At 59.1% G+C, this 23333-nt stretch carries 21 protein-coding genes; 10 read left to right on the plus strand and 11 right to left on the minus strand.

Annotated features, from left to right (window positions below; genetic code table 11):
- Nucleotides 1–86 precede the first annotated feature (86 nt).
- The 6 genes from ACW9HW_RS12815 to ACW9HW_RS12840 form a co-directional block, all read right to left on the minus strand.
- Nucleotides 87–1337 (minus strand): 2-aminoadipate transaminase, encoded by a 1251-nt coding sequence (locus ACW9HW_RS12815; protein ID WP_457400120.1) that lies wholly within the window; start codon nucleotides 1335–1337, stop codon nucleotides 87–89.
- A 263-nt stretch (nucleotides 1338–1600) separates the two neighbouring features.
- Complete coding sequence (locus ACW9HW_RS12820) at nucleotides 1601–1939, minus strand: HopJ type III effector protein (protein ID WP_457400122.1); 339 nt, start codon at nucleotides 1937–1939, stop codon at nucleotides 1601–1603.
- Nucleotides 1932–2228 carry a DUF1244 domain-containing protein gene (locus tag ACW9HW_RS12825; RefSeq protein ID WP_095193875.1) on the minus strand — a complete coding sequence of 99 codons (297 nt, stop codon included), beginning with the start codon at nucleotides 2226–2228 and terminating at the stop codon, nucleotides 1932–1934. Before ACW9HW_RS12825 ends, ACW9HW_RS12820 begins: the two co-directional genes overlap by 8 nt.
- A 45-nt stretch (nucleotides 2229–2273) precedes the next feature.
- A complete protein-coding gene (locus ACW9HW_RS12830) occupies nucleotides 2274–3020 on the minus strand; it encodes a hypothetical protein (RefSeq protein ID WP_095193874.1) in 747 nt (248 codons plus the stop codon).
- On the minus strand, nucleotides 3013–3711 hold the full coding sequence (folM, locus tag ACW9HW_RS12835; protein ID WP_095193873.1) for a dihydromonapterin reductase: 699 nt from the start codon (nucleotides 3709–3711) through the stop codon (nucleotides 3013–3015). Before folM ends, ACW9HW_RS12830 begins: the two co-directional genes overlap by 8 nt.
- Nucleotides 3712–3842: 131 nt before the next feature.
- Complete coding sequence (locus ACW9HW_RS12840; protein WP_457400123.1) at nucleotides 3843–4412, minus strand: antibiotic biosynthesis monooxygenase; 570 nt, start codon at nucleotides 4410–4412, stop codon at nucleotides 3843–3845.
- Nucleotides 4413–4622: 210 nt separating this feature from the next.
- Here ACW9HW_RS12840 and ACW9HW_RS12845 point away from each other — a divergent pair, with 210 nt between their 5' ends.
- A complete protein-coding gene (locus ACW9HW_RS12845; RefSeq protein ID WP_095194068.1) occupies nucleotides 4623–5582 on the plus strand; it encodes a MerR family transcriptional regulator in 960 nt (319 codons plus the stop codon).
- 2 nt (nucleotides 5583–5584) lie between these two features.
- Here the strand turns inward: ACW9HW_RS12845 and ACW9HW_RS12850 are convergent, their stop codons facing one another.
- A complete protein-coding gene (locus ACW9HW_RS12850) occupies nucleotides 5585–6190 on the minus strand; it encodes a hypothetical protein (RefSeq protein ID WP_095193871.1) in 606 nt (201 codons plus the stop codon).
- Nucleotides 6191–6244: 54 nt separating this feature from the next.
- Nucleotides 6245–6721 (minus strand): PAS domain-containing protein, encoded by a 477-nt coding sequence (locus tag ACW9HW_RS12855; protein ID WP_095193870.1) that lies wholly within the window; start codon nucleotides 6719–6721, stop codon nucleotides 6245–6247.
- A gap of 130 nt (nucleotides 6722–6851) precedes the next feature.
- Between ACW9HW_RS12855 and ACW9HW_RS12860 the strand changes: the two genes are divergently transcribed.
- The 4 genes from ACW9HW_RS12860 (at nucleotide 6852) to ACW9HW_RS12875 (ending at nucleotide 10439) form a co-directional block, all read left to right on the plus strand.
- Nucleotides 6852–7307, plus strand: coding sequence for a flavodoxin (locus tag ACW9HW_RS12860; protein ID WP_095193869.1), 456 nt, complete (start codon nucleotides 6852–6854; stop codon nucleotides 7305–7307).
- A 232-nt stretch (nucleotides 7308–7539) separates the two neighbouring features.
- Nucleotides 7540–8322: a class II aldolase/adducin family protein gene (locus ACW9HW_RS12865; RefSeq protein WP_095193868.1), complete on the plus strand. Its 783-nt coding sequence runs from the start codon at nucleotides 7540–7542 to the stop codon at nucleotides 8320–8322.
- Nucleotides 8322–9221, plus strand: coding sequence for an alpha/beta fold hydrolase (locus ACW9HW_RS12870; protein WP_095193867.1), 900 nt, complete (start codon nucleotides 8322–8324; stop codon nucleotides 9219–9221). The genes ACW9HW_RS12865 and ACW9HW_RS12870 overlap by 1 nt, the downstream gene beginning before the upstream one ends.
- A gap of 306 nt (nucleotides 9222–9527) precedes the next feature.
- Nucleotides 9528–10439 (plus strand): SDR family oxidoreductase, encoded by a 912-nt coding sequence (locus tag ACW9HW_RS12875; RefSeq protein ID WP_457400128.1) that lies wholly within the window; start codon nucleotides 9528–9530, stop codon nucleotides 10437–10439.
- A 183-nt stretch (nucleotides 10440–10622) separates the two neighbouring features.
- Here the strand turns inward: ACW9HW_RS12875 and ACW9HW_RS12880 are convergent, their stop codons facing one another.
- Together ACW9HW_RS12880 and ACW9HW_RS12885 are read right to left on the minus strand one after the other, a co-directional pair.
- The gene (locus ACW9HW_RS12880) at nucleotides 10623–10883 is read right to left on the minus strand and encodes a bacteriocin immunity protein (protein ID WP_457400130.1); all 261 of its coding nucleotides are present in this window, start codon (nucleotides 10881–10883) and stop codon (nucleotides 10623–10625) included.
- Nucleotides 10884–12899 (minus strand): S-type pyocin domain-containing protein, encoded by a 2016-nt coding sequence (locus ACW9HW_RS12885; RefSeq protein ID WP_457400131.1) that lies wholly within the window; start codon nucleotides 12897–12899, stop codon nucleotides 10884–10886.
- Nucleotides 12900–13590: 691 nt separating this feature from the next.
- Here ACW9HW_RS12885 and ACW9HW_RS12890 point away from each other — a divergent pair.
- From ACW9HW_RS12890 to ACW9HW_RS12900, 3 genes are all read left to right on the plus strand, one after another.
- Nucleotides 13591–15384 carry a DUF1302 domain-containing protein gene (locus ACW9HW_RS12890; RefSeq protein WP_457400134.1) on the plus strand — a complete coding sequence of 598 codons (1794 nt, stop codon included), beginning with the start codon at nucleotides 13591–13593 and terminating at the stop codon, nucleotides 15382–15384.
- Between the two features lie 23 nt (nucleotides 15385–15407).
- Nucleotides 15408–16778 carry a DUF1329 domain-containing protein gene (locus ACW9HW_RS12895; protein WP_457400135.1) on the plus strand — a complete coding sequence of 457 codons (1371 nt, stop codon included), beginning with the start codon at nucleotides 15408–15410 and terminating at the stop codon, nucleotides 16776–16778.
- A gap of 140 nt (nucleotides 16779–16918) precedes the next feature.
- Entirely contained in the window at nucleotides 16919–19468 is a 2550-nt protein-coding gene (locus tag ACW9HW_RS12900) for a LuxR C-terminal-related transcriptional regulator (RefSeq protein ID WP_457400137.1), read from the plus strand.
- Nucleotides 19469–19722: 254 nt separating this feature from the next.
- On the opposite strand, the gene ACW9HW_RS12905 is transcribed toward ACW9HW_RS12900, so the two are convergent.
- Entirely contained in the window at nucleotides 19723–20529 is an 807-nt protein-coding gene (locus ACW9HW_RS12905) for an IclR family transcriptional regulator (RefSeq protein WP_457400138.1), read from the minus strand.
- A 179-nt stretch (nucleotides 20530–20708) separates the two neighbouring features.
- On the opposite strand from ACW9HW_RS12905, the gene hmgA reads away from it, so the two are divergent.
- Nucleotides 20709–22013: a homogentisate 1,2-dioxygenase gene (hmgA, locus tag ACW9HW_RS12910; protein WP_457400139.1), complete on the plus strand. Its 1305-nt coding sequence runs from the start codon at nucleotides 20709–20711 to the stop codon at nucleotides 22011–22013.
- Nucleotides 22014–22016: 3 nt separating this feature from the next.
- The gene (fahA, locus tag ACW9HW_RS12915; protein WP_095193858.1) at nucleotides 22017–23321 is read left to right on the plus strand and encodes a fumarylacetoacetase; all 1305 of its coding nucleotides are present in this window, start codon (nucleotides 22017–22019) and stop codon (nucleotides 23319–23321) included.
- Nucleotides 23322–23333: the final 12 nt, after the last annotated feature.

Genomic DNA, 23333 nt, shown 5'->3' on the forward strand with positions numbered 1-23333 from the left:
ACGGACTGACAGTCAACATTGATGTCGCCTGACACTCCCTCTTCGCGAGCAGGCTCGCTCCCACAGGGACTGTGTGGACTTTTAGTTCAGGTCAATTTCGCCAGGCACGCCTCAAGAATGTCGAGGCCTTCTTCCAGCACAGTCGCCTCGGTCGTCAGCGGTGCCAGCAACCGAATGATGTGCCGCGATTTGCCGCTGGGCATCAGCAGTAACCCGGCTTCTCGCGCCAGCGCCAGCAGTTGCGTCAACTGCGCCGAAGCCGGTGTTCCATCGGCCTTTGCCAGCTCAATCCCGCGCATCGCGCCAACGCCGGTCAGGCGCCCGAGGTAGGGTGACAAGTTGCGATCACGCCAGGATTGGTAGCGGCTGACAATCGCTTCTTCCTGCTGCGTACCCCAGGCTTGCAGATGGGCATCGGTCATTTCGTCCAGGGTCGCCAGCGCGGCGGCACAGGCGATGGGGTTGCCGGAATAGGTGCCGCCCAGACCACCCTTGGGCAAGTTGTCGAGCAGCGACTTGCGCCCGACCACGGCACCCAGCGGCACGCCGCCGGCGATGCTTTTACCCAGCAGGATCAAGTCCGGTTCGAGGCCCAGTCGCGAGAACGCGAAGCGTTGGCCGGTACGGCCGAAACCGGACTGGATTTCATCGGCGATCAGCACAATGCCTTTCTCGTCGCACAAACGCCGCAGCGCCTGGCCGAACACTACGTCCATGGCCAGGAAACCCGCCTCACCCTGCACCGGTTCGACAATGAAGCAGGCCACGTCATCGATATCGATTTCGACGCTGAACAGGCGCTCCATGGCCTTGAGGGCTTCGGTGCAGGTCACGCCGTTGTCCTGGCTGGGAAAGGGCAGGTGATACACCGGTCCTGGCAACACACCGACTTTCTGCTTGTAGGGCGCGACTTTGCCGTTGAGATTGAGGGTGGCCAGGGTGCGACCGTGGAAGGCGCCATCGAAGGCAATGACCGCCGTGCGGCCGGTGGCGCCTCGGACGATCTTCAGCGCATTCTCGGCCGCTTCGGCACCGCTGTTGGTGAGCATGCCGCTGACCGGGTAGGTCACCGGCATGAACGCTGCCAGGCGATCCATGAGTTCGAGGTAGGGTGTATGGGGCGCGGCATTGAACGCGTAATGAGTCAGGCGGGTCGCTTGCTCGCGAATCGCCTCAACGATGCGCGGATGACAATGGCCCAGGTTCAGCACCCCGATGCCGCCGACAAAGTCGATGTAGCGTTTGCCATCAATGTCCCAGACCTCGGCGTTTTTGCCGTGGCTGAGCGTGACGGGGTGAACGATGTTGATCGACTGACTGATGGTTTCGCTGCTCATGGATGACCGGCTCGGAAGTGGGAGGACTTCTTTTTATCTAAGCCGTGAGCGCAGGTACCGGGCAAACGAAATAAAGTCGCCGGGTCAATCTTAAAAGTCGGGATATGTGGTTAAAACCTGCATCTCTAGCCTGTGGGAGCGAGCCTGCTCGCGATGGTCGTCAACGATAACGCTGGCTACCTGGAACCCCGCGGTGTTCTTGCGTCCATCGCGAGCAGGCTCGCTCCCACAGGGTCCAGTTCAGGTTCAAAGCCGGGTTTGATTCAGCGGCGAGTCAGGGGTTGCTGCGAGAATTTCACACCGGCCAGACCGTGGGCCATCAGCGCACGGATATTACCGTGATCGCTGCCTTCAGGCGTCGCCAGCACCGAGCGGTAATGCTCGCCGAACGCCAGCAGGGCTTCGTCATCGCTCAGGCCTTCGAGCAGCGCCAGGCCCAGGGTCTTGCACGAACCTTCGTTCTGCCCTGCAGCGTTTTCCACGCCGCCATTGTTGAAAGCCTGGGGCTGGTAGTCGTAACCGGCGGCAATGAATGCCAGGGTATCGGCGAAGGCGTGTTCGCCGCTGTTGAGGCTGGCGCGCAGGGTGTTCAAATCATTCATGGGTTTTTCCTTTGGCGAACGCCGCTTGCTGGTCGGCGCTGGCTTCTTGCTGATATTGGGCTTTCCACTCGGCGTACGGCATGCCGTAAACCACTTCGCGGGCTTCGTCGAGGCTGACCTCGATCTGACGTTCGTCGGCGGCCGCCTTGTACCACTTGGACAGGCAGTTGCGGCAGAAACCCGAAAGGTTCATCAGGTCGATGTTCTGCACATCCTTGCGGCTGTCCAGATGGGCCACCAGCCGGCGAAAAGCGGCGGCTTCAAGTTCCAGGCGTTGTTGATCGTTCATGTGAGGTCTCTTGCACGCTATGAGGCAAAGTCGTTGTAAGGAAGGTTACAAAGGCGCGGGGTCGGCGTCGGTGAAGATGTTCACCGAGTTGCGTTCGGCAGTCCGGATGAACGACTGCGTCATCATTGCGATGTCTTGAATGATGAACAACTTTTTGTCCGGGTTGTTCAGCAGGTCGGTGGAAAGATTATTCCCTTCTTGCTCGCCGGGCCATATGCACCAGATGGATAGAATCTTTTCTCCGGTTTTTTTGATGGTGGCGGGCTCATAGTTGATTTTGTAACCCACCGATTCGGCGCCACCGAAGGTGTACTGGAAAATGTCCTTGATGGTGTCTACCGATTCGGTGGTTTTCAGGTAGTAGGCCACGATGATGCGTTCGACGTTGAAGCCGATCCACATTTTAGTCTGGATGTTTTCGTTTTTGAGCGTGTAGTTGGCCCCAAAGATATTGTTGATTGCGGAGACTGTTACGGTCAGTTTCTGTCCGTGTGAGTCCTCGATATGCCCCAGGGTCGCCGGCATATTTCTCAACAATACGTGTTGTGTCTTGGTGGTCAGGTAATCCAGGTTGGCTTCACGCTCGCCAAAGACCAGTATCAGTGCAATGACCAGCCCTGTGCCGGCCGTATGTGCCACTGACAGGGACAGCAGGATCCAGTCGCTATGATCGGGAACGCCTACAAAGGCAAGAGATACATAAAGTGCTGCCACCAGCAGGATCGACAATGCCGTGATCAGAGACCACTTTATTTTTCGTGGTAGATAGATCAGTTTTTTCGAGTCAATCATTCACGATCCCTTTCTTGATGTGACGCCCGCCATTGATGACGACGCTGCTTCCAGTGCTGTAGTTGGTGTTGAGCAAGAACATGACGGCGTCGATCAAGGGTTGTGCGCCGGGTTCGAATTCGAGAAGGGCTTTCTTCAGGGTTCGCTGGGAGTATTCCGGCGTGCTGTCGTCCTTGAGCATGAGCAAGCCGGGAAGGATGGCGTTCACTCTGATGCCGGGGGCGTATTTCTCAGCAAAGGACAGCACCATGTTCTGCAGTGCGGATTTGGTGGCGGCATAGCCAATATGGTTCTTGCTGCCCCTCGAAGACGTCTCGTCGCAGATATGGATGATGTCGGATCGTTCCAGTCGCTGCAGATGCTCTCCCAGTTCAAGGTTCAAATGGTAGGGCGCTTCGACATGGAGTTTGAACATGGTGTTCAGGTTCTCCAGGCCATCGTCGAGCCACAGTGAGGCGTTGTGGATCACTGCACGTAAACTGTCGAAGTTAGTCTTGATATAGGCGATCAGCGCCTCGCGATCGCTCTGCAGTTCAAGGTTTGCCTGGAATGGCAACATGTTCGGATGGGGTGTCGCCAGGCTGGTGGAGCGACTGACGCAGATGACAGTGTGGCCACTCTCGGCCAGTGTAGTGGCAAGTTGGAGACCGACGCGCTTGCTGGTACCGGTGACAAGGATTGGACTATTCATAACTCTGCGATCAGCTTCAGTAGGTCTATGCACGGGCTAAGTTCGTGCAGCATAACTGAAGTTTTCCCGCTCGCGGGGAGCATCTCCCGCCCGTAGCGATCCTTTGCTATCAGGCGAGAACGACGGTGCCGTCAGTGATCGCTGACCGTTTCAGCAGTCAAGGAAGGCGCCGGCGCATTTTTGTGCAGCCAGCCTGCCAGCACACGGGTCGATAGCGGAATAAAGAAGTAGACCATCAACGGCGTCAGGCACAGGGTGCTGATGAATACCCGGCTCAGCAGGCCCATTTCGCTGAGCAACGGCCCCAGCACAAAGTTGAACAGCAGTGAAACCGGAAAGAACGCCAGCCAGATCGCCACCGCCTGCTTCCAGCGGGGCGGGCGTTGGCCGGCAGCGCCGAACCAGCCTTCGATGCCACTGACCCGATGTTCCGTCGGGTGGGCGAACAAGTCACTGCCGCGTGCCAGCCACGCGGTGCGTGAGGCGGAATGCTCCCAAGTGTGCAGGGTCTGCTCGTCGGCGAAGCGGAAGATGATCTGGAATTCGTCATCGTCGGGTGGCGGAGCGAGTACGCCGGAGCCGAGATAACCGGGGAAGTCGGTGGCCAGTTGTTCGCCTTCGCGCAACCAGGCGATCAGGTCCTGATAACGCCCATCGGCGACACGGCGCGCAACCATCAGCGTGACGGGGGAGGTAGACATCATGTATCTCCGTAAACGAATGCGTCGCTCCGGGTAGGAGTTTCGCCAGGCGCAGCGCCGGGGTGGTGGGCTGCGTCTTGGGACGAGCAAGGATTATTCCTGATTCTATTCGCGACGTCTGTGGCCATCGTAACAATCAATGTCTTGAACCATGACGGGGCGGCGGGGGTACAATGGGATCCAAACAAAAACACGGACGTAAAACCGCTGATGCCTGTCCTGACTGACGTTGCTCCCGGTGAGTTGCCTACGCTCTCTCTTGAGCGGGAAGAACTCTTCCCCATTCGCGAGGTGGCGCGGTTGACCGGAATCAACCCGGTTACGCTTCGTGCCTGGGAGCGGCGTTACGGCCTGATCGTGCCCACTCGCACCGAAAGCGGGCATCGCCTCTACTCCATGGCCGATATAGAGCGCGTGCGTAGCATTCTCGACTGGATCGAGCGTGGCGTCGCGGTCAGCAAGATCGGCAAGATCCTGGCCAAGGCGGCGCCGTTCGAGGCGTTGTCGCACATCATCCCCAACGACCTCGTACAAGCCGATTACGCGCAATGGCAGCAGCAGGTCCAGGCTGCGGTGAGTGCTTTCGACGACGTTCAGCTGGAGCAGGTCTACGGGCAGATTTTTTCCACTTACTCCCAGCCGGTGGTGTTTCAGGACATCCTGGTCCCGCTCTGGAAGCAATTGTTGCAACGCCAGGACTCGTTCGGTCGGACCAGCGAGTGGCTGTTCCTGGACGGTTTTTTGCGGTCACGGGTTTTGCAGCGCTTGCTGTTGATCCGTGACAAGCAACCCCGGCGAGTCATCGTCAGCGCCCTGGCCGGCCAGTGCCGGGAACTGGAGTTACTGATTGCCGCACTGTTCCTGAGCAGCGGGCAAACCGGTGTGCGCGTGTTGACCATCGGTCAGCCATTCGACGAGTTAACGCTGATCTGCGAAAGGATCAAACCCCAGGCACTGGTGCTGTTTTCCAATCACGTACCGACTCCCGATTTGCCTCGACGCTTGAATCGCCTGGCGATGAGTCTGGATTGTCCGGTGCTGCTGGCCGGTGATGCGTCCGATCTGGCTCAGGAAAGTCTGGCCGGGTCGTCGATCGGTTGCCTGGGGAACGAAGGCCTGGTGATGCGCCAGCGACTGAAACAGTTTCTGGCGGGTAACCTGGATACTTGAACTCAGAGATGCAGGGCGGGATGGGTCAAGCGATGCTGTTGCAGGATGTATTGGCGCAGGCGTTCGGTTTCATCCGTGTCATCCTGGCTCAACTGGTAGGCATAGAAGCCGTTCTCGGTTTCCTTCTCAAGCGTGCCGCGCAAGGCGATCCGCTCGTAGCCTGACGGGCTGAACCACAAGGCGAAATGCTTCGGTGCCTTGGTCTTGTTGCGAACCTCCAGCAAAATCCCTTTGAACGACACTTCGTGCACCCACATCGTGCCAGGCTGACCCTTGGCGTTTTCCAGCGCCACCGGTTCTTCCAGTACCAATCGCCATGGCCGGACCAGTGGCCCGTCCTCGTAGATACTCGGCACACCCAGACGCAGATGCAGCGCATGAAATTCGTCTTCCACCAGATGCAGTGGAAAGGTCATTTGCTGGTTTTCGAAATTGGCGTGAATAGTGACTTGCTCATGGGCGGCAAGGCGCGTGAGCAAGTCACGGATTTGCGAACCACCGTTGACGAGCAGGCTCGACGTCGCGTCCCGCACATTGAGTTGCGGGTTATGTTGCATTGTCTGGATGAAATCCAGCTCGTCCTGGGTCAGGAGCGCGTCGCGTTGCATGGCTAGCTCGAAAGAAATATTTACAAAGTCATTGGTGATTGTAGTAAATGACAACTAATTCGCTGATTTGTTTGTGCCGTTCGTCGCCTTGAGTGCGGCAAGCTCGGCCTGGACTTCAGCCAATTGCGCTTCAAGCTGCGCCACCCGCTGCTGTGCCTTGACCTGTACGGTCACGTCTTTCTGTACGCCGATGAAATAAACCTGTCCGTCGTTCGGGTTTTTCACCGTCGAAACGGACAGCTCATTCCAGAACGGTGTGCCGTCCTTGCGATAGTTGCGCAGGATTTCCCGACACGATCCCTCGCTGTTCAACGCGTCACGAATCTTCGGTAGCGCATCCTGATCACGGTCACCGGATTGCAGGAAACGGCAATCCTGGTAGAGGATTTCTTCGCTGCTATAACCGGTCAGGCGTTCGAACGCCGGGTTGACGTAAATCAGGATCTTGTCCTGATCGCCTTCCTTTTCGGCAATCACGATACCGTCGTTGGAGGCGTTGATCGCCAGTTGCAGCAGTTTTGCGTTGATCATCAGTCAAACCCTTCCTTGTTGGTTTTCAGGGAGCGTTCTCAATTGAGAACACCTCTTAAGCATTCTAAAAGAACAATCCAGGCCGTGCTGTTAATATCCCGGTCTTTTACTCAGCTTCAGGATCAGATTGATGAAAGTCGCCATCATTTCCGGCTCGGTGTACGGCACGGCTGAAGAAGTCGCCCGGCATGCCGCCGGCATTTTGAAAGCCGCCGGTTTCGAAACCTGGCACAACCCGCGTGCAAGCCTGGCCGATGTCCAGGCCTTTGGCCCCGAAGCCTTCCTGGCCGTGACCTCGACCACCGGCATGGGCGAGTTGCCGGATAACCTGCAGCCACTGTATTTCGCCATTCGTGACCAGCTGCCTGCGGCATGGCGTGGTTTACCGGGGGCGGTGATCGGTCTGGGCGATGCGAGTTATGGCGATACGTTCTGCGGCGGTGGCGAGTTGATGCGAGAGTTGTTCGGTGAACTGGGCATCCGTGAAGTCCTGCCGATGCTGCGCCTGGACGCCAGTGAAAGCGTGACCCCGGAAGCGGACGCCGAGCCCTGGCTGGCGGAATTGGTGGGCGCTCTGCGCGGCTGATCGACTCCGCCTGACGTTCCTGCCAGGGGTTCGTCATGGTTCTGACGGGGCTGCGCAAAGCACGCCCCGCACCTTCTCTGGCGACGGCCATTTGACATGGATCCAAACTTCCTGACCTGCTGACTCGTACGGCCATCAAGCTGGCTGCCAACGCAACTACACGAACCCCAAGCGCTGACTAGACTCGGTAGTCATTGGAAACACTCCATAATAAAAACCGAGGTTCCTGACCGTGAGCGTAACCCCCCTCCAATCGCACCAGAGTGTCAAAGACCTGGTCAGCCCGGCCGAATGGCAGACCCGTGTCGACCTCGCGGCCTGTTATCGCCTGGTGGCCCAGCATGGCTGGGACGATCTGATTTTCACCCACATTTCCGCCAAGGTTCCGGGCACTGAAGATTTTCTCATCAACCCGTTCGGGCTGATGTTTCATGAAATCACCGCGTCGAGCCTGGTCAAGGTTGATCAGGCCGGCAACAAACTGATGGACAGCCCCTACGAGATCAACCCGGCCGGGTACACCATCCACAGTGCGGTGCATGAAGTCCGTCACGATGTCGTCTGCGTACTGCACACCCACACGGCGTCCGGTGTTGCGGTGTCAGCGCAGAAACAGGGTGTGTTGCCGATCAGCCAGCAGTCGCTGTTCGTCCTTTCGAGTCTGGCGTATCACGCTTACGAAGGTGTTGCGCTTAACCACGAGGAAAAGGCTCGCCTGCAAGCCGACCTTGGCGAAAACAATTTCCTGATGCTGCACAACCATGGCCTGCTGACCTGCGGCAGCAGCATCGCCGACACCTTCCTGATGATGTTCACCTTCCAGCGCGCCTGCGATATCCAGGTCATGGCGCAGACCGGCGGCGCGGAGCTGATCGCCATCGAACCGCAGATTCTGGCGGGCGCCAAGGCGATGATCGCCGGCGTTACCAAAAGTGCTCAAGGCATGGGTGGCGCGCTGGCCTGGCCAGCGCTGCTGCGCAAACTCGATAAACAAGACCCGGGTTATAAACTCTAATGGCCCTCGCCGAGATCCCGCTGTGTATCTGGCGCAAGCGCGGCCAGTCATTTGTGTTCCGTGGCCAGACCATCCGTTACTGGACGGCCGGGCAGGGTGAACCGCTGCTGCTCATTCATGGCTTCCCGAGCGCCAGTTGGGACTGGCACTACCTGTGGCAGCCGCTGACCCAGCGTTATCGTGTGATCGCCTGCGACATGCTCGGTTTCGGCGACTCGGCCAAACCGGTGAACCACGAATACAGCCTGCTGGAACAGGCCGATCTGCAACAGGCGCTGCTGGATCATCTGAATATCGGGCAACCGGTGCACTTGCTGGCCCATGACTACGGCGACAGCGTGGCCCAGGAGCTGCTCGCCCGGCATTACGAGTCGCTGATCAATATCGCAAGCTGTGTGTTCCTCAATGGCGGGTTGTTTCCGGAAACCCATCGTCCGGTCCTGATGCAAAAACTGCTGCTCAGTCCCCTGGGCTGGATGATCGGCCGCGCGTTCAGTCGTGATGGGCTGGTGAAGAGTTTTCGCAAGATCTTCGGTCCACACACCCGTCCCAGCGAAAGCGAGATGGATGATTTCTGGAGCCTGATCGAAAACAATCACGGCCCGCGCATCATGCATAAATTGATCGCCTACATTCCCGAGCGACGCGTACAGCGCGAGCGCTGGGTCGGCGCGATGCAGCGCGGCGAAGTGCCGCTGCGGGTGATCGATGGCGAGGTCGACCCGATCTCCGGCGCGCACATGGTCGCGCGTTACCGGGAGCTGATCCCCGACGCCGATGCGGTGTTGTTGAGCGACATCGGGCATTACCCGCAGATTGAAGCGCCGTGCCAGGTGCTTAAACACTACCTGGCGTTTCGCGACCAACTGATATCGCCGCTCAAGATGGCCTGTTCCTGATTAAGCAGGTGTTTATCTGTGGCGAGGGGATCACTGTGGCGAGGGGATTTATCCCCGTTGGGCTGCGAAGCGGCCCCCAAACCATGCAATGAGGTGTGTCAGATAAAAAGCGGTTTACAGGTTTTACGACTGCTGCGCAGCCGAGCGGGGATGAATCCCCTCGCCACAGGTTTTGTGCCTGCCCCTCACACCTTCCATCATCCCCCAACCTTATCGCACACCATTCAGCCTCCCCCCTGTTCATTGTGACCCGCAGCGCCGTGCCTGAAACTCCCAGGCAATGTCCCTGGCCTGCTGGAGTTCCCCATGAATGAGTCTGTGCGCTTCGAAGATAAAGTCGTGATCATCACCGGTGCAGGTGGCGGCCTGGGACGGGCGCATGCGCTGTTGTTCGCCAAACAGGGCGCCAAAGTGCTGGTCAACGACCTGGGCGGCTCAACGCAAGGCGAAGGTGCCAACGCTTCGGCGGCAGATCGCGTGGTCGCGGAAATCCGCGAAGCCGGCGGCACCGCCGTGGCCAACCACGACTCGGTCACCGACGGCGACAAGCTTGTCCAGCATGCCCTCGACGCTTTCGGTCGCGTCGATGTCGTGGTCAACAACGCCGGGATCCTGCGCGACAAGACCTTCCACAAAATGGACGATGCCGACTGGGACCTTGTTTACCGCGTTCACGTCGAAGGCGCCTACAAAGTCACCCGCGCCGCCTGGCCACACATGCGCGAGCAAAGCTACGGCCGGGTGATCTTCACCGCGTCCACGTCGGGCATCTACGGCAACTTCGGCCAGTCCAACTACGGCATGGCCAAACTCGGCCTCTACGGCCTGACCCGTACCCTGGCCATCGAAGGCCGCAAGAACAACATCCTGGTCAACGCCATCGCCCCCACCGGCGGCACCCGCATGACCGAAGGCCTGATCCCGCCGCAAGTATTCGAACAACTCAAACCGGAACTGGTCAGCCCGCTGGTGGTGTACCTGGCCAGCGAAAACTGCCAGGAAACCTCAGGCCTGTTCGAAGTCGGTGGCGGCTGGATGGGCAAGGTCCGCTGGGAACGCAGCCTCGGCGCCGGCTTCGACCCACGGGTAGGTTTCTCCCCGGAAGACGTGGCCGCGCATTGGCAGCAGATCTGTGATTTCGAGGGCGCGGCGCATCCGAAGGACAATATTGAGGCGCTGAAGGAAATGATGGGGAATTTGCAGAAGTATTCGTTGTAACACCAGGCTCCGGAAGCCGCAGGGACGCGGCTTGGAGCTATTTTAATGTCAGGTGTTTTTTTTGTCGGTGACGAACCGTGGGGCTGACCAATTCGGACCTTTGGTTGCAACCGCTCCGACGCCGAAAAACCCAAAGAACGTAGTGCCAAACCGATGGGCTGCAGCGGCTTGGCGTTCATTTAGTTACTCAACTTTGAAACCTGGTTTGCCGTTAGCGGCTCGCCAGGATTTAATAGCTTTCAATACACCTTCTGGGCTGTCTTCAACTCCGTCTTCCGGGTAGTACAAAATGCCCGTTCCGTTTGGGTGTTCCGAGGTGGATACAATATTCTCGACAATGGCGTCGTGTTCTTCCTCTGATGAATAATCGCCTTCGACTAGTCGATTGATGAGGTTGATATATTCGGCTTCAGTGTATTCTTCGAATTTGCTCTTGAAGTTCATTTAAAGACTTCCGTTTTTTGAGTGGGTCGCGATGTGCTGCTTCGGGGTCAGCACACGAAGATTGTCTACGTCATAGACTGATCCGCCTTCGCTGATTGGTATAATGTGATGAATCTCAAGTTTTTTCCTCCCGCCTACCTGTTCTGAAGGATGAGCGCTTGGTGATAAACCATTTTTAATATCAAACTTGTTGAATAATGTGAATTGTTCAACCAAAACATCGTCATTCGCGACCGTTTTCCAAAACTCTCTGCGAAACGCGTTGAAGCTTGCAAATTCTCTTCCGCGAAGTTTATCTGCAATTTGAGCAGGTATCGGTGCACCTTCCGCCGTCGCGGCTCCCCCCATCCAATTTCCAGATACTGATTGTCCTGCACCGCTGGTGACGCCAGGCTCATTCCGCCTATCCCTGAACACCACATACTGAGGCGGAATTCCCGAATCGATCGGGAATACGTAGATGACATCCTCAAAGCTATAGAGATCCAGCTCCGGATTTGGATCGATCCTTCCTTCGAGAGCGGTTGCGGTAGCGCCGGTGTAGGGGACAACGTCCGGTTCGGTCACCGGAAGAACCGTGGATGCGTTGCCGGGCCTGACAATTGGCGTCCATGTCATGCCGGGGGATTGGGCGTGCGGACTCTCGGTTCTGTAGACGTTCAGAACTGGATCGTAGGTGGCCAAACGCACCGGTACTTTGCGAGGTAGCATTGTGCTGTTCGTGGCAGCTACGGAAAACTCTGTGGTGTTACCCACAGTCCGGGAGCCGATCGCGACCGGCAGTTCGATTTCCCCGTTGGCCTGGGCGATAGCATGGAGTTCATTGGCGTCATACGTCGCGAGGTCCGAGAGCGGGACGCTCAAGGCGTACGGTTCTTTGTTCTCCCGTAGCGCGTAGTAAACCAGCGCTGCAACACCAACAACGATCACCACGCCTGACGCTGTCCCAACAGTGGTTGCCAACGCTGTGGTTGCTGCGGCGGCTGCCGATTGCAGGGCCGTCCTGATCGCAAGGGTTGTCGCTGCATCGACCGCCAGCGCTCCAGCTGCAACGGTGAACACCGGACCATTTGCCGCCGCCGCGCCCGATACGGGAAACGAACGAATGCCTTTGGCGGCATTCAACGCCTCCATCGCCTCGCGGAGCGCTTGTTCCTCCGCTTGCCGTTGGTTTTCGAGGCGCAGTTGCTCGGCTTGTCGTTGAACCTCGGCCTCGGCTTCGAGGCGAGCTCGTTCAGCAGCGATGTACTGTGCGGCTACCTCAGACGCAATTCGGGTCTGTTCGGCGGCGACACGTTGTGCTTCCTGCTCCGCTGCCAATCGCGCTTGTTCAGCCGCCTGTAAGACACTAAGGGTCTGCTGCAGATCAAGAGATCGCTGATTAAGCGAATGGAGGGTTTGCGAGAGTAATCTGACGTCGACAGCCGCTCTGAGTGATTGATTCAAAGCCTGCATGGCAATGCCGTTCGGTCCCGGCCACTTTTCCATTGTCGTGGCTTTTTTCATGAATTCATTGATGTGCCGGTTAAAAGGATCTCCTCCATAAAACGCATTGGCGGTCGCTGTTTTACTATGGTGTTCGGCTGCTTTTCGTTGCCAGAGCGTATTTAAAACTCCCAACTCACGGACGATTGACTGTACTGGCGTAACTGGATCGACAGGACCTTCAGATCTAACCGCTGCTAGTTCGGCTTCGATGGTGTTCGGTAGTTCGTTGGATCGGATCTGAAGTTCTTGTTCCAATACCTTGGTTGTGCGTTGGACGGTTAACAAATTTTGACCGTAGGTCCCCCCGGCACCGTAGCCGAATGGCCCTCCCGTGAGGTCGTTTCGCCCGTGAGGTGGGAGAACCATGTGGTCGGGTGCAATGCCGACTGTGTGAACGGGCTCATCAATTTCGAGAAAACCAGGCTTTGATGTGTTTGGACGCGGTGGTCCAGGTGGTTTTTGCATATTCATATCCTTGTGAATTTGCACACTGTTTGATATGTGGCCTTTGTTGGTGTGCTTGTGCAACCAACTGTTTCGTTGTGCCATTCAAAGTTACAGCGAAATTAAAAGTAATGAGTCTGAGAAGTGCGTGGGCATTTACATAGGGGGTTGAGAGTCATTTCGATAAAACGGAAATTCAGGCGAAATAATCTTCTGCGTAAAAAGATATTTCTTATGCAGTTACAGGAAGTGTCTTGTAGGACCTTTTTTAAATATCAGGTGAAGCAGGCTGGCGCCACAAAACCCCCGCCCATAAAAAAGGCCGCTGCAAACGCAGCGGCCAAAGCAAGACGTTGGATCCAGGAGCTACAAATCAACGTCGGTGTACACGGGGCGATGACTCGAAACCTTCAAGTCATCTGAGATCTGTCGCAATAGCGTAGACGAATTACACGCTTTTGCTTCGCGCTTTCAGGCTGTTTACCGTGAAAGCCTGATCAGAATAAGTCTTTGCCGACAAAGGAAAAATAGCGATTCCGGACATGCACTGTTACGGGGCGCGCAACAGTTGAGTGTTCTACCCGGCATCGATATCCCCTGGCGTATGCATGTGGCTGATGGCGTCCCATCCAGCCGATCCATGCTCCGCGCAATACCGCGTCCCATGCAGCCAGTCATCCTTTGGAGGTACACCACGAATACCTCCTTGGTGCGCTTATCGACCCCGGCAGGCGGCAGTAGGGTGAGGCCTTCTGTCACTCACCGGGGAAGACGCATGACAAAAACAACAATGCGCGCCATCTTCACACCGCAGGCGCTGGCCGCTGCGGTTGCCTTGGGTTGCTGTGCCCAGGCGCAGGCTGTTTCTTTCAACATCGGGGAAATCGAGGGGACGTTCGACTCTTCGTTGTCGGTCGGTGCAAGTTGGGGCATGCGCGATGCCGACGATGCGTTGGTGGGCACCGTCAACGGTGGCAGCGGGCAGGCTTCGACCGGTGACGACGGGCGTCAGAACTTTGGAAAGGGCGAAACCTTCTCGAAGATTTTCAAGGGCATTCACGACCTCGAACTGAAGTATGGCGACACCGGTGTATTTGTCCGTGGCAAGTACTGGTACGACTTCGAGCTGAAGGACGAAGACCGGCCGTTCAAGCCGATCAGTGATCACAATCGCAAGGAGGGCGCCAAGTCTTCCGGTGGGCAAATCCTCGATGCGTTCGTCTATCACAACTACTCCATCGGCGAACTGCCGGGCACGGTGCGTGCGGGCAAGCAGGTGGTCAGTTGGGGCGAAAGTACCTTCATCGGCAACTCGATCAACAGCATCAACCCGGTCGACGTGTCCGCGTTTCGCCGTCCCGGTGCCGAGATCAAGGAAGGTCTGATTCCGGTCAACATGCTGTTCGCGTCACAGGGCCTGACGGACAAGCTGACGGTCGAAGGCTTCTATCAACTGGAGTGGGACCAGACTGTCGTCGACAACTGCGGCACCTTCTTCGGCGTCGATGTGGTGGCGGATGGGTGCGACAAGGGCTACACCGTCGCCAGCCCGGCCATTGCGCCGTTGCAGCCGATTGCCGCGGCCTTTGGCCAGGGCTTTGAGGTCACCAAGGAGGGGGTGGTCGTTCCTCGCGGTCAGGACCGCGATGCCCGGGATTCGGGGCAATGGGGTACGGCGCTGCGCTGGTTGGGGGATGACACCGAGTACGGTCTGTACTTCATGAACTACCACAGCCGCACACCGAACGTCGGCACGACCACGGCAGGCTTCTCTACGCTGGCGAGCATTCCCGGGATCGTCGCGGCTGCCAACCGTATCGCGCCCGGCAGCGGTTCTGGCCTGGCGCAAAGCGTGATGCTCGGGCGCGGTCAGTACTACCTCGAGTACCCGGAAGACATTCGCCTCTACGGCGCGAGTTTCTCCACCACCTTGCCCACCGGCACGGCGTGGACCGGCGAGATCAGCTATCGCCCCAACGCACCGGTGCAGGTCAACACCAACGACCTGACCCTGGCGATGCTCAACCCGATTGCCGGCGGCGCCGCTTCACCGATCGCCACCACCCCTGGCGCCGACAACAAAGGCTATCGGCGCAAGGAAGTGACGCAGATCCAGAGCACCCTGACGCACTTTGTCGATCAGATCGCGGGCGCGGATCGCCTGACACTGGTAGGCGAAGCGGCGGTGGTGCATGTCGGTGGCCTGGAGGCCCGGAGCAAGCTGCGTTATGGCCGCGACTCGGTGTACGGCCAGTATGGTTTCGGCGGCGATACCGATGGTTTCGTGACCTCGACTTCGTGGGGTTATCGCGCCCGGGCGATCCTCGATTACAACAACGTAATCGCCGGGATCAACTTCCGGCCCAACCTGTCGTGGTCCCACGACGTCGCCGGGTACGGCCCCAACGGGCTGTTCAACGAAGGTGCCAAGGCCGTCAGCCTCGGCGTCGATGCGGACTACCGCAACACCTACACCGCAAGCCTCAGTTACACCGACTTCTTCGGTGGTGACTACAACGTGCTCGAAGACCGCGACTTCGTGGCATTGAGCTTTGGCGTGAACTTCTGATCTGTCTGAGAAGGATGATTTCCATGCGCAAGATGATTCTGCAATTCGGCACCGTCCTGGCCCTGAGTCTGCTGGCCGTCAACGTGATGGCAGCGGTGTCACCGGAGGAAGCGAACAAACTGGGCACCAGCCTCACACCGCTGGGTGCCGAGAAGGCCGGCAACGCCGACGGCTCGATCCCGCCGTGGACCGGTGGCATCCCGAAAAACGCCGGCGCGGTGGACAGCAAGGGCTTCCTGGCTGATCCGTTCGCCAATGAAAAACCACTGTTCATCATCACGGCGGCAACGGTGGACAAGTACAAGGACAAGCTCTCGGACGGGCAGATCGCGATGTTCAAGCGCTACCCCGAGACTTACAGGATTCCGGTTTATCCGAGCCACCGCACCGCGGCGCTGCCGCCGGAAATCTACGAGTCGGCCAAGCGCAGCGCGTTGAATGTCATTCCGACCAACGACGGTAACGGCCTGGCCAACTTCACCGGCAATCGTTACTACGCCTTTCCGATTCCGAAGAACGGCGTTGAAGTGATCTGGAACCACGTCACCCGTTATCACGGCGGCAATCTGCGTCGCACCATTACCCAGGCAACGCCACAGTCCAATGGCGATTTTACCGTCATCCGCTTCAAGGACGAGGTGGCCGTGCCGTCGTTGCTGGGGGATCTGAAACCGGGCAACGATGACAACGTGCTCAACTATTTCAAACAGGAGGTGACGGCACCGGCGCGGCTGGCGGGCAACGTGCTGCTGGTTCACGAGACCCTCGACCAGGTCACGGAACCGCGCAAGGCCTGGATCTACAACGCCGGCCAGCGGCGTGTGCGGCGTGCACCGCAAGTGGCCTATGACGGCGTGGGCACTTCGTCCGACGGCCTGCGCACCACCGACAACTTCGACATGTTTTCCGGTGCGCCAGACCGCTACGACTGGAAGCTGATCGGCAAGAAAGAAATGTACATCCCGTACAACAGCTACAAGCTTGATTCGCCGAACCTGAAATACACCGATGTGATCAAGGCCGGCCATATCAACCAGGACCTGACCCGCTATGAATTGCACCGGGTCTGGGAGGTCGTCGCGACGGTCAAGCCCAACGAGCGGCATGTGTACGCCAAGCGTCACATGTACCTCGACGAAGACACCTGGCAGGTGGCGCTGGCCGACCACTATGACGGTCGTGGTCAGCTCTGGCGTGTGGCCGAAGGGCATGCGCAGTTCTACTACGATCATCAGGTGCCGGCCTATACGGTCGAGGCACTGTATGACCTGATTGCCGGTCGCTACATCGCGCTGGGGATGAAAAACGAAGAGAAGCGCAGCTTCGAATTCAACATCGCGGCCAAAGCCGGGGACTACACGCCGGCAGCCCTGCGGAGCACGGGTGTGAGGTAATCGTCCTACAGGCTCCTACACAAAAAGGTGACCTCGCGGTCACCTTTTTTATGGCTGCAAATCAACCTGCTGAATACTTCTTCAACAAGCGCTCGGGAGGGGGCTAGGGTGGCGCCACAACTATAAAAAGGCGCACCACTATGACTGCCATGACGACGTGTCTGGACCGTCCTGGACTTCTGCCTCGTTTGTGTTCCCATCACCTGTCCCGCGAACGCTTGGTCGAGCCATTGCTGGCCTCCACGGCACGGGTGAAATTGCTCTGTGCACCGGCGGGCAGCGGCAAGAGTGCGCTGCTTACCGAATGCCTGTTGCGGGCGTCGGGACATTGTCGGGTGTATTGGTTGCCGTTGGCGGGCGAGTCGTTGAGTGTTGCCGATTTCCGGCAGCGGCTGGCGCATGCGCTGGGACTGGCTGCGTCGGATGAGATTGCATTGCTGGAGCACCTGGCCCGGTTGCAAACGCCGACCTGGCTGTTTATCGATGATTATTGCCGCGCCCCCAATCCTGAGCTCGATCGCCTGCTTGACCGTTTACTGGCTGTGAGAAGCCCGTCATTGAGTTGGTGGCTGGGTTCGCGTCGACGGCCATCCTGCAACTGGCCACGCTTGTTGCTCGATGATGAGTTGTACGAGTACGACGGGCAGGCACTGGCGTTTACCGAGCAAGACGTCGAACAGTTGCTCGTCCACGTAGAGCCGTCACGGGCGAGCAGCGTTGCCAGAAGAATCATCCAGCGCAGCGGCGGTTGGTGTGCCGGCGTGCGCATTGCCCTGCTCGACGGCTGTCAGTGGGCCGCCGGGCAGGACAAGCAGGAACGCTCGGCGACGCTGCTCGATTACTTGCAACACGAACTGTTCAACACGCTGCCTCCGGAGCTGGTTGAGGCCTGGCAGGTGCTGGCCCATTTGCCGCGATTCAATGCCGGACTGTGCGAGCATCTGTTCGGTGCGGGTGAAGGCGCAAAGGGGTTGCAGACCTTGCAGGACATGGGGTGCTTCATCGAGCCTTGGGAAGACTCCGCCGACTGGTTGCGCGTCTTCGTGCCACTGGCCCGGGCCATGCGTGAGGAGCAGGGTTCGGCCGGTCGCTCGTGGCATCGGCGCGCATGCCAGTGGTTCTGCGCCGAGGAGGATTGGCAGGGGGCGTTCGAGCAGGCGTTGTTGGCCGAGGAGTTCGAAGCCGCGGTCAGCTTGTTGCAGCATTTCAGCTTCGAGCATTTGTTCCGCAGCGAGAATGTGCGCCTGTTGCTGAATCTGCATGAGCGCCAGGGGCAGGAGTTGACCCTCGGGTCGCCGCAATTGGTCGGTCTGATCACGGCGGCACTGTTGTTTGCCGGGCGCTTCGACCAGGCGGCGCCGTGCATCGAGCAAATGGCGCGCTTCGCCCCGCAACCGACGGCCGCCCTGCAACGGCAACTGTTGGCACGCTGGCAGGCGCAACAAGGCTGGTTGCTGCATTTGCAGGGGCGCATGGCGGCGGCTCGCGGGCACTTTGTCGATGCGCTGGCCGAGTTGGCAGCGGACGCCTGGCCGGCCCGCTTGTTGTGCCTGTCCGGGTTGACTCAACAGGCGCTGCTCAAGGGCGAACTCGATGCCGCGCAGGCCCTGAACCGAGAGGCGCTGTGCCTGGCGCGGGCGCAAGGTTCGTTGCTGTTCGAGGGGTTGCTCGAACTTGATCACGCGCAGTTGCTGGAACAGCGCGGCGCTCCCCGACGCGCCGAGAGCCTGCTGGCCGATGTACATGAAATGTTGTGTCGACAGGCTGACCGTCCAACGCCGTTGCTGGGGCGAATCGCCTTGCGTCGCGGGCGTCTGGCGCTCTGCCAGGGGCAGGACGAAATGGCCGCCGAGTTCTTCAATAGTGGTCTTCAGGACTGCCTGCACAGTCTGGACAAGCGCGCGTTGTATGGCTTTCTCGGGCAGGCCCAGGTGGCGGCCAATCAGCGGAATTACGCCCACGCCTTTGACCGCTTGCGCGAGGCCGAGCGCTTGATGCAGCAGCGGCAGATTCCCGACACGGTGTATCGCGGTGTTTTGTTGCAGATCAGCAGTCACTTCTGGTTGCAGCAAGGTCGACCGCAATTGGCTCATGAAACCTTGACCCGCGTGGCGCGCCACTACCGTGGGGTCGATGCACGACAGGCCCCCCCGGCCACTGTGGGGCTGATTGCCCGGGTCGAGTATTTGCTGGTACTCGCCGAAACCCATCTGCACCGGGCCACGCGACCACTGGAGCAGCTCAAGACATTGCTCGACCACGCGCAACAGCATGGGATGCTGGCGCTGGAAGCGGAATTGCTGTTTGCAATCTGCGAAGTGGCAGACCTGATCGGCGAACCTGACAGGGCGAAATCGGCGTTGCAGGCGGGGCTGGAATTGGTCAGGCGCTGCCATTTGCAGCAGGCCTTGAGCGAACTGCGGTTGCGTCAGCCGGCATTGATCAGTCGCCTGGGCGCGGACGACGAGCCGGTGGCGACCCTGGATGCCAACCCGTTGAGCGGGCGAGAGCTGGAGGTGCTCAGCCTGATCGCCCAAGGCAACTCCAATCAACAGATCGCCGAGCAATTGTTTATCTCATTGCACACGGTGAAAACCCACGCGCGACGCATTCACAGCAAGCTTGGCGTGGAGCGCCGGACTCAAGCCGTGGCCACGGCGAAGAAGCTGGGCTTGATTGCGCAGGGGTAGGGGCGAGTCCCGCTGTGGGGAGCTTTTTTCTACCTGCGATAAGTGGCCATCGCCGAGCCCTTGTGGGAGCGAGCCTGCTCGCGAAAGCGGCGTATCAGCCACCGGCATTGCTGGATGTAAGGACGCCTTCGTCGGAACGCCGCCCGGAGCCGGCTCGCTCCCACAGGGAATCAGTGGTGTATTGGAGATTGAGATCAGGCATAAAAAAGCACCCCGAAGGGCAATGCCGGTACGTTAGGCGTTAGAACAAATGCTCATCGGTCAACAGGCCCGCTGTCCGCTTCGAAGCCCATTCGCCAACTGACCGCGCGGGTGGCGGATAAAAGGCGTCGGGCGGCAGGTCCGTCTTCATCGGCATGAAACAGCGACGTCGGTCCTACCACCGTCAGCACCGCCACCACATTGCCCATCGCGTTGAATACCGGCGCCGACAAGGCATCGACACCGGGCATCAGCAAACCATGCACATGGTGCAGGCCACGTGCGCGGATCTGCTCACACATGGCGGCATAGGCCTGATCGTCAGCCAATGCGTGGGCGGTCTGGGCTTGCAGTTCCTGCTCACGCAGCTCGATGGTTTCCCTTTTGGGCAGATAGGCGCCAAACACCAGGCCTGTGGAAGAACTGAGCAAAGGCAAGACCGAGCCCAATTGGGTCACTACCGTCACCGCTCGCACCGCCGGCTCGATGTGCACCACGGTCGCGCCCTGATTGCCCCATACCGCCAGAAAACAGGTTTCGTTCAAGTCGTCGCGCAGTTCGGCCAAGGGCAGGGCGGCGACTTTCAGCACGTCCATACTGTTGAGTGCCGCCAATCCGACACGCAAGGCTTCACGACCCAGCCCGTAATGGTTGGTCGCTGGATTTTGTTCGGCGAAGCCGCTGGCGATCAGTGCCTGCAAATAGCGGTGGACCTTGCTCGCCGGCATTTGCACGTGTTCGGCCAGGCGCGAGAGTGATGTCGAGGGCGACAACTCGGCCAACGCCTTGAGGATGTCGGTTCCCACCTCGGCGGAGCGGACTTTCTGTTTGCCGTTGCTGTCGCTGGCGGGCTTTTGCATGGTGGCGCCGTCTTTCAAGGGATGAGTTCCGGGGATGAATGGGCGTCTTTATAGCTTGACGGTCAATACCAATCAAATTACGTTATTCGTAATTGGATTACGATAAAAACAACTTTGGCGTGCCCAGACCTCTTGCGCAGAGCGACAGGCCACGACCCACTCCCTGTTCAGGAGGCTCCATGAACCTCGATTCATCGACGCCAGCACTGGCTTATCAGTCAGGCTTCGGCAACGAATTCAGCAGCGAAGCGTTGCCCGGTGCGTTGCCGGTCGGCCAGAACTCGCCACAGAAAGCCCCTTACGGCCTCTACACCGAACTGTTTTCCGGCACCGCGTTCACCATGGCCCGCAGCGAAGCGCGGCGGACCTGGATGTACCGTATCCAGCCGTCGGCCAATCATCCGGCATTCGTCAAACTCGATCGGCAACTGGCTGGCGGGCCACTGGGTGAAGTAACCCCTAATCGCCTGCGCTGGAATGCCCTGGATATTCCCGCCGAGCCGACCGATTTCATTGATGGCCTGGTGAGCATGGCCGCCAACTCCGGCGCGGATAAACCGGCCGGGATCAGTATCTTCCAGTACCGCGCCAATCGGTCCATGGAGCGAGTGTTCTTCAACGCCGACGGCGAAATGCTGCTGGTGCCGCAACTGGGGCGACTGCGGATTGCCACTGAACTCGGCGTGCTGGAACTGGAGCCGCTGGAAATCGCCGTACTGCCACGGGGTTTGAAATTCCGCGTCGAGTTGCTTGACCCGCAAGGCCGCGGCTACATCGCCGAGAACCATGGTGCGCCCTTGCGCCTGCCAGATCTTGGGCCGATCGGCAGCAATGGTCTGGCCAACCCGCGGGATTTCCTCACCCCGGTTGCCCATTACGAACACCTCACGCAACCAACGACCCTGGTGCAGAAGTTCCTCGGCCAGTTGTGGGGCACCGAGCTCGATCATTCGCCGCTGAACGTGGTCGCCTGGCATGGCAACAACGTGCCATACAAATACGACCTGCGCCGTTTCAACACCATCGGCACCGTCAGTTTCGATCACCCGGACCCGTCGATCTTCACCGTGTTGACTTCGCCGACCAGCGTCCACGGTCTGGCCAACCTGGATTTCGTGATCTTCCCGCCACGCTGGATGGTCGCCGAGAAAACCTTCCGTCCACCGTGGTTCCACCGCAACCTGATGAACGAATTCATGGGCCTGATCCAGGGCGAGTACGACGCCAAGGCTGAAGGTTTCGTCCCCGGCGGCGCGTCGCTGCACAGCTGCATGAGTGCGCACGGGCCTGACGGCGAAACCTGCACCAAGGCGATCAACGCGGACCTCAAACCGGCGAAAATCGACAACACCATGGCCTTCATGTTCGAGACCAGCCAAGTGCTGCGTCCGAGCCGATTCGCCCTCGATTGCCCGCAACTGCAAACCAACTACGACGCTTGCTGGGCCACGTTGCCCGCCACTTTCGACCCAACCCGGAGATAACCCATGACGCAGACTTCCATCACTCGCAGCTGGGTTGCTTCCGCCAACGGCCATGCGGATTTCCCGCTGCAAAACCTGCCACTGGGCGTGTTCAGTGTGAAAGGTTCGGCACCGCGCAGCGGCGTGGCCATTGGCGAGCATATTTTCGATCTGCAGGCCGCACTCGATGCCGGCCTGTTTGACGGAGCAGCAAAAACCGCCGTCGAAGCCACCCGTGGCGGGCAGTTGAATGCGTTCTTCGAACTGGGCCGCGAAGCTCGTGTGGCCCTGCGTGAGCGTCTGCTGGAATTGTTGAGCGAAGGCAGCACCCTGCACGGCAAGATCGAGGCCCAAGGCGCTAAATTGCTGCCACTGGCGGCGGATTGCGAGATGCACCTGCCGGCGAAAATCAATGACTACACCGACTTCTACGTCGGCATCGAACACGCGCAGAACGTTGGCAAGCTGTTCCGTCCGGACAACCCCTTGCTGCCGAACTACAAGTACGTGCCGATCGGCTACCACGGCCGCGCCTCAACCATTCGCCCGTCCGGTACCGATGTGCGTCGGCCCAAAGGCCAGACCTTGCCGGCCGGCCAGACCGAGCCGACCTTTGGTCCGTGCGCGCGCCTGGATTATGAGCTGGAGCTGGGCATCTGGATCGGCCAGGGCAATGACATGGGCGACTCGATCGCCATTGGCGACGCCGCCGATCACATCGCCGGTTTCTGCCTGCTCAACGACTGGTCGGCGCGGGACATCCAGGCCTGGGAATACCAGCCGCTGGGTCCGTTCCTGTCGAAGAGTTTCATCACCAGCATTTCGCCGTGGGTGGTGACCGCCGAAGCGCTGGAGCCATTCCGTCGCGCCCAACCTGCGCGCCCGGAAGGTGATCCGCAGCCGCTGCCGTACCTGTTCGATAAACGTGATCAGGCCGCCGGTGCCTTCGATATCGAACTGGAAGTGCTGCTGCTGACCGAAGCCATGCGCGAGCAGAACCTGCCGGCCCATCGCCTGACCCTGAGCAACTCGAAACACATGTACTGGACCGTGGCACAAATGGTCGCGCACCACAGCGTCAACGGCTGCCAGCTGCAGGCCGGTGACCTGTTCGGCTCGGGCACCTTGTCGGGGCCGGAAAACGGTCAATTCGGCAGCCTGCTGGAAATCACCGAGGGCGGTAAAAAGCCGATCGAACTGGCGTCGGGCGAGGTGCGCAAGTTCCTTGAAGACGGCGACGAAATCATCCTGCGTGGCCGTTGCAGCCGCGAGGGCTTTGCCTCCATCGGCTTCGGCGAGTGCCGCGGCAAAGTGCTGCCGGCGCGCTGAGGGGAACGGGTC

This window comes from Pseudomonas sp. SDO5532_S415, assembly GCF_054071155.1.

What these genes read in the sequence shown, in the direction of transcription:
- ACW9HW_RS12855 (WP_095193870.1), bottom strand. Translation starts at nt 6,721, where the DNA reads ATGATCAACGCAAAACTGCTGCAACTGGCGATCAACGCCTCCAACGAC.
- ACW9HW_RS12870 (WP_095193867.1), top strand. Translation starts at nt 8,322, where the DNA reads ATGGCCCTCGCCGAGATCCCGCTGTGTATCTGGCGCAAGCGCGGCCAG.
- ACW9HW_RS12900 (WP_457400137.1), top strand. Translation starts at nt 16,919, where the DNA reads ATGACTGCCATGACGACGTGTCTGGACCGTCCTGGACTTCTGCCTCGT.
- ACW9HW_RS12820 (WP_457400122.1), bottom strand. Translation starts at nt 1,939, where the DNA reads ATGAATGATTTGAACACCCTGCGCGCCAGCCTCAACAGCGGCGAACAC.
- ACW9HW_RS12905 (WP_457400138.1), bottom strand. Translation starts at nt 20,529, where the DNA reads ATGCAAAAGCCCGCCAGCGACAGCAACGGCAAACAGAAAGTCCGCTCC.
- hmgA (WP_457400139.1), top strand. Translation starts at nt 20,709, where the DNA reads ATGAACCTCGATTCATCGACGCCAGCACTGGCTTATCAGTCAGGCTTC.
- ACW9HW_RS12845 (WP_095194068.1), top strand. Translation starts at nt 4,623, where the DNA reads ATGCCTGTCCTGACTGACGTTGCTCCCGGTGAGTTGCCTACGCTCTCT.
- ACW9HW_RS12860 (WP_095193869.1), top strand. Translation starts at nt 6,852, where the DNA reads ATGAAAGTCGCCATCATTTCCGGCTCGGTGTACGGCACGGCTGAAGAA.
- ACW9HW_RS12875 (WP_457400128.1), top strand. Translation starts at nt 9,528, where the DNA reads ATGAATGAGTCTGTGCGCTTCGAAGATAAAGTCGTGATCATCACCGGT.
- ACW9HW_RS12825 (WP_095193875.1), bottom strand. Translation starts at nt 2,228, where the DNA reads ATGAACGATCAACAACGCCTGGAACTTGAAGCCGCCGCTTTTCGCCGG.
- ACW9HW_RS12890 (WP_457400134.1), top strand. Translation starts at nt 13,591, where the DNA reads ATGACAAAAACAACAATGCGCGCCATCTTCACACCGCAGGCGCTGGCC.
- folM (WP_095193873.1), bottom strand. Translation starts at nt 3,711, where the DNA reads ATGAATAGTCCAATCCTTGTCACCGGTACCAGCAAGCGCGTCGGTCTC.
- ACW9HW_RS12895 (WP_457400135.1), top strand. Translation starts at nt 15,408, where the DNA reads ATGCGCAAGATGATTCTGCAATTCGGCACCGTCCTGGCCCTGAGTCTG.
- ACW9HW_RS12830 (WP_095193874.1), bottom strand. Translation starts at nt 3,020, where the DNA reads ATGATTGACTCGAAAAAACTGATCTATCTACCACGAAAAATAAAGTGG.
- ACW9HW_RS12815 (WP_457400120.1), bottom strand. Translation starts at nt 1,337, where the DNA reads ATGAGCAGCGAAACCATCAGTCAGTCGATCAACATCGTTCACCCCGTC.
- ACW9HW_RS12840 (WP_457400123.1), bottom strand. Translation starts at nt 4,412, where the DNA reads ATGTCTACCTCCCCCGTCACGCTGATGGTTGCGCGCCGTGTCGCCGAT.
- fahA (WP_095193858.1), top strand. Translation starts at nt 22,017, where the DNA reads ATGACGCAGACTTCCATCACTCGCAGCTGGGTTGCTTCCGCCAACGGC.
- ACW9HW_RS12850 (WP_095193871.1), bottom strand. Translation starts at nt 6,190, where the DNA reads ATGCAACGCGACGCGCTCCTGACCCAGGACGAGCTGGATTTCATCCAG.
- ACW9HW_RS12880 (WP_457400130.1), bottom strand. Translation starts at nt 10,883, where the DNA reads ATGAACTTCAAGAGCAAATTCGAAGAATACACTGAAGCCGAATATATC.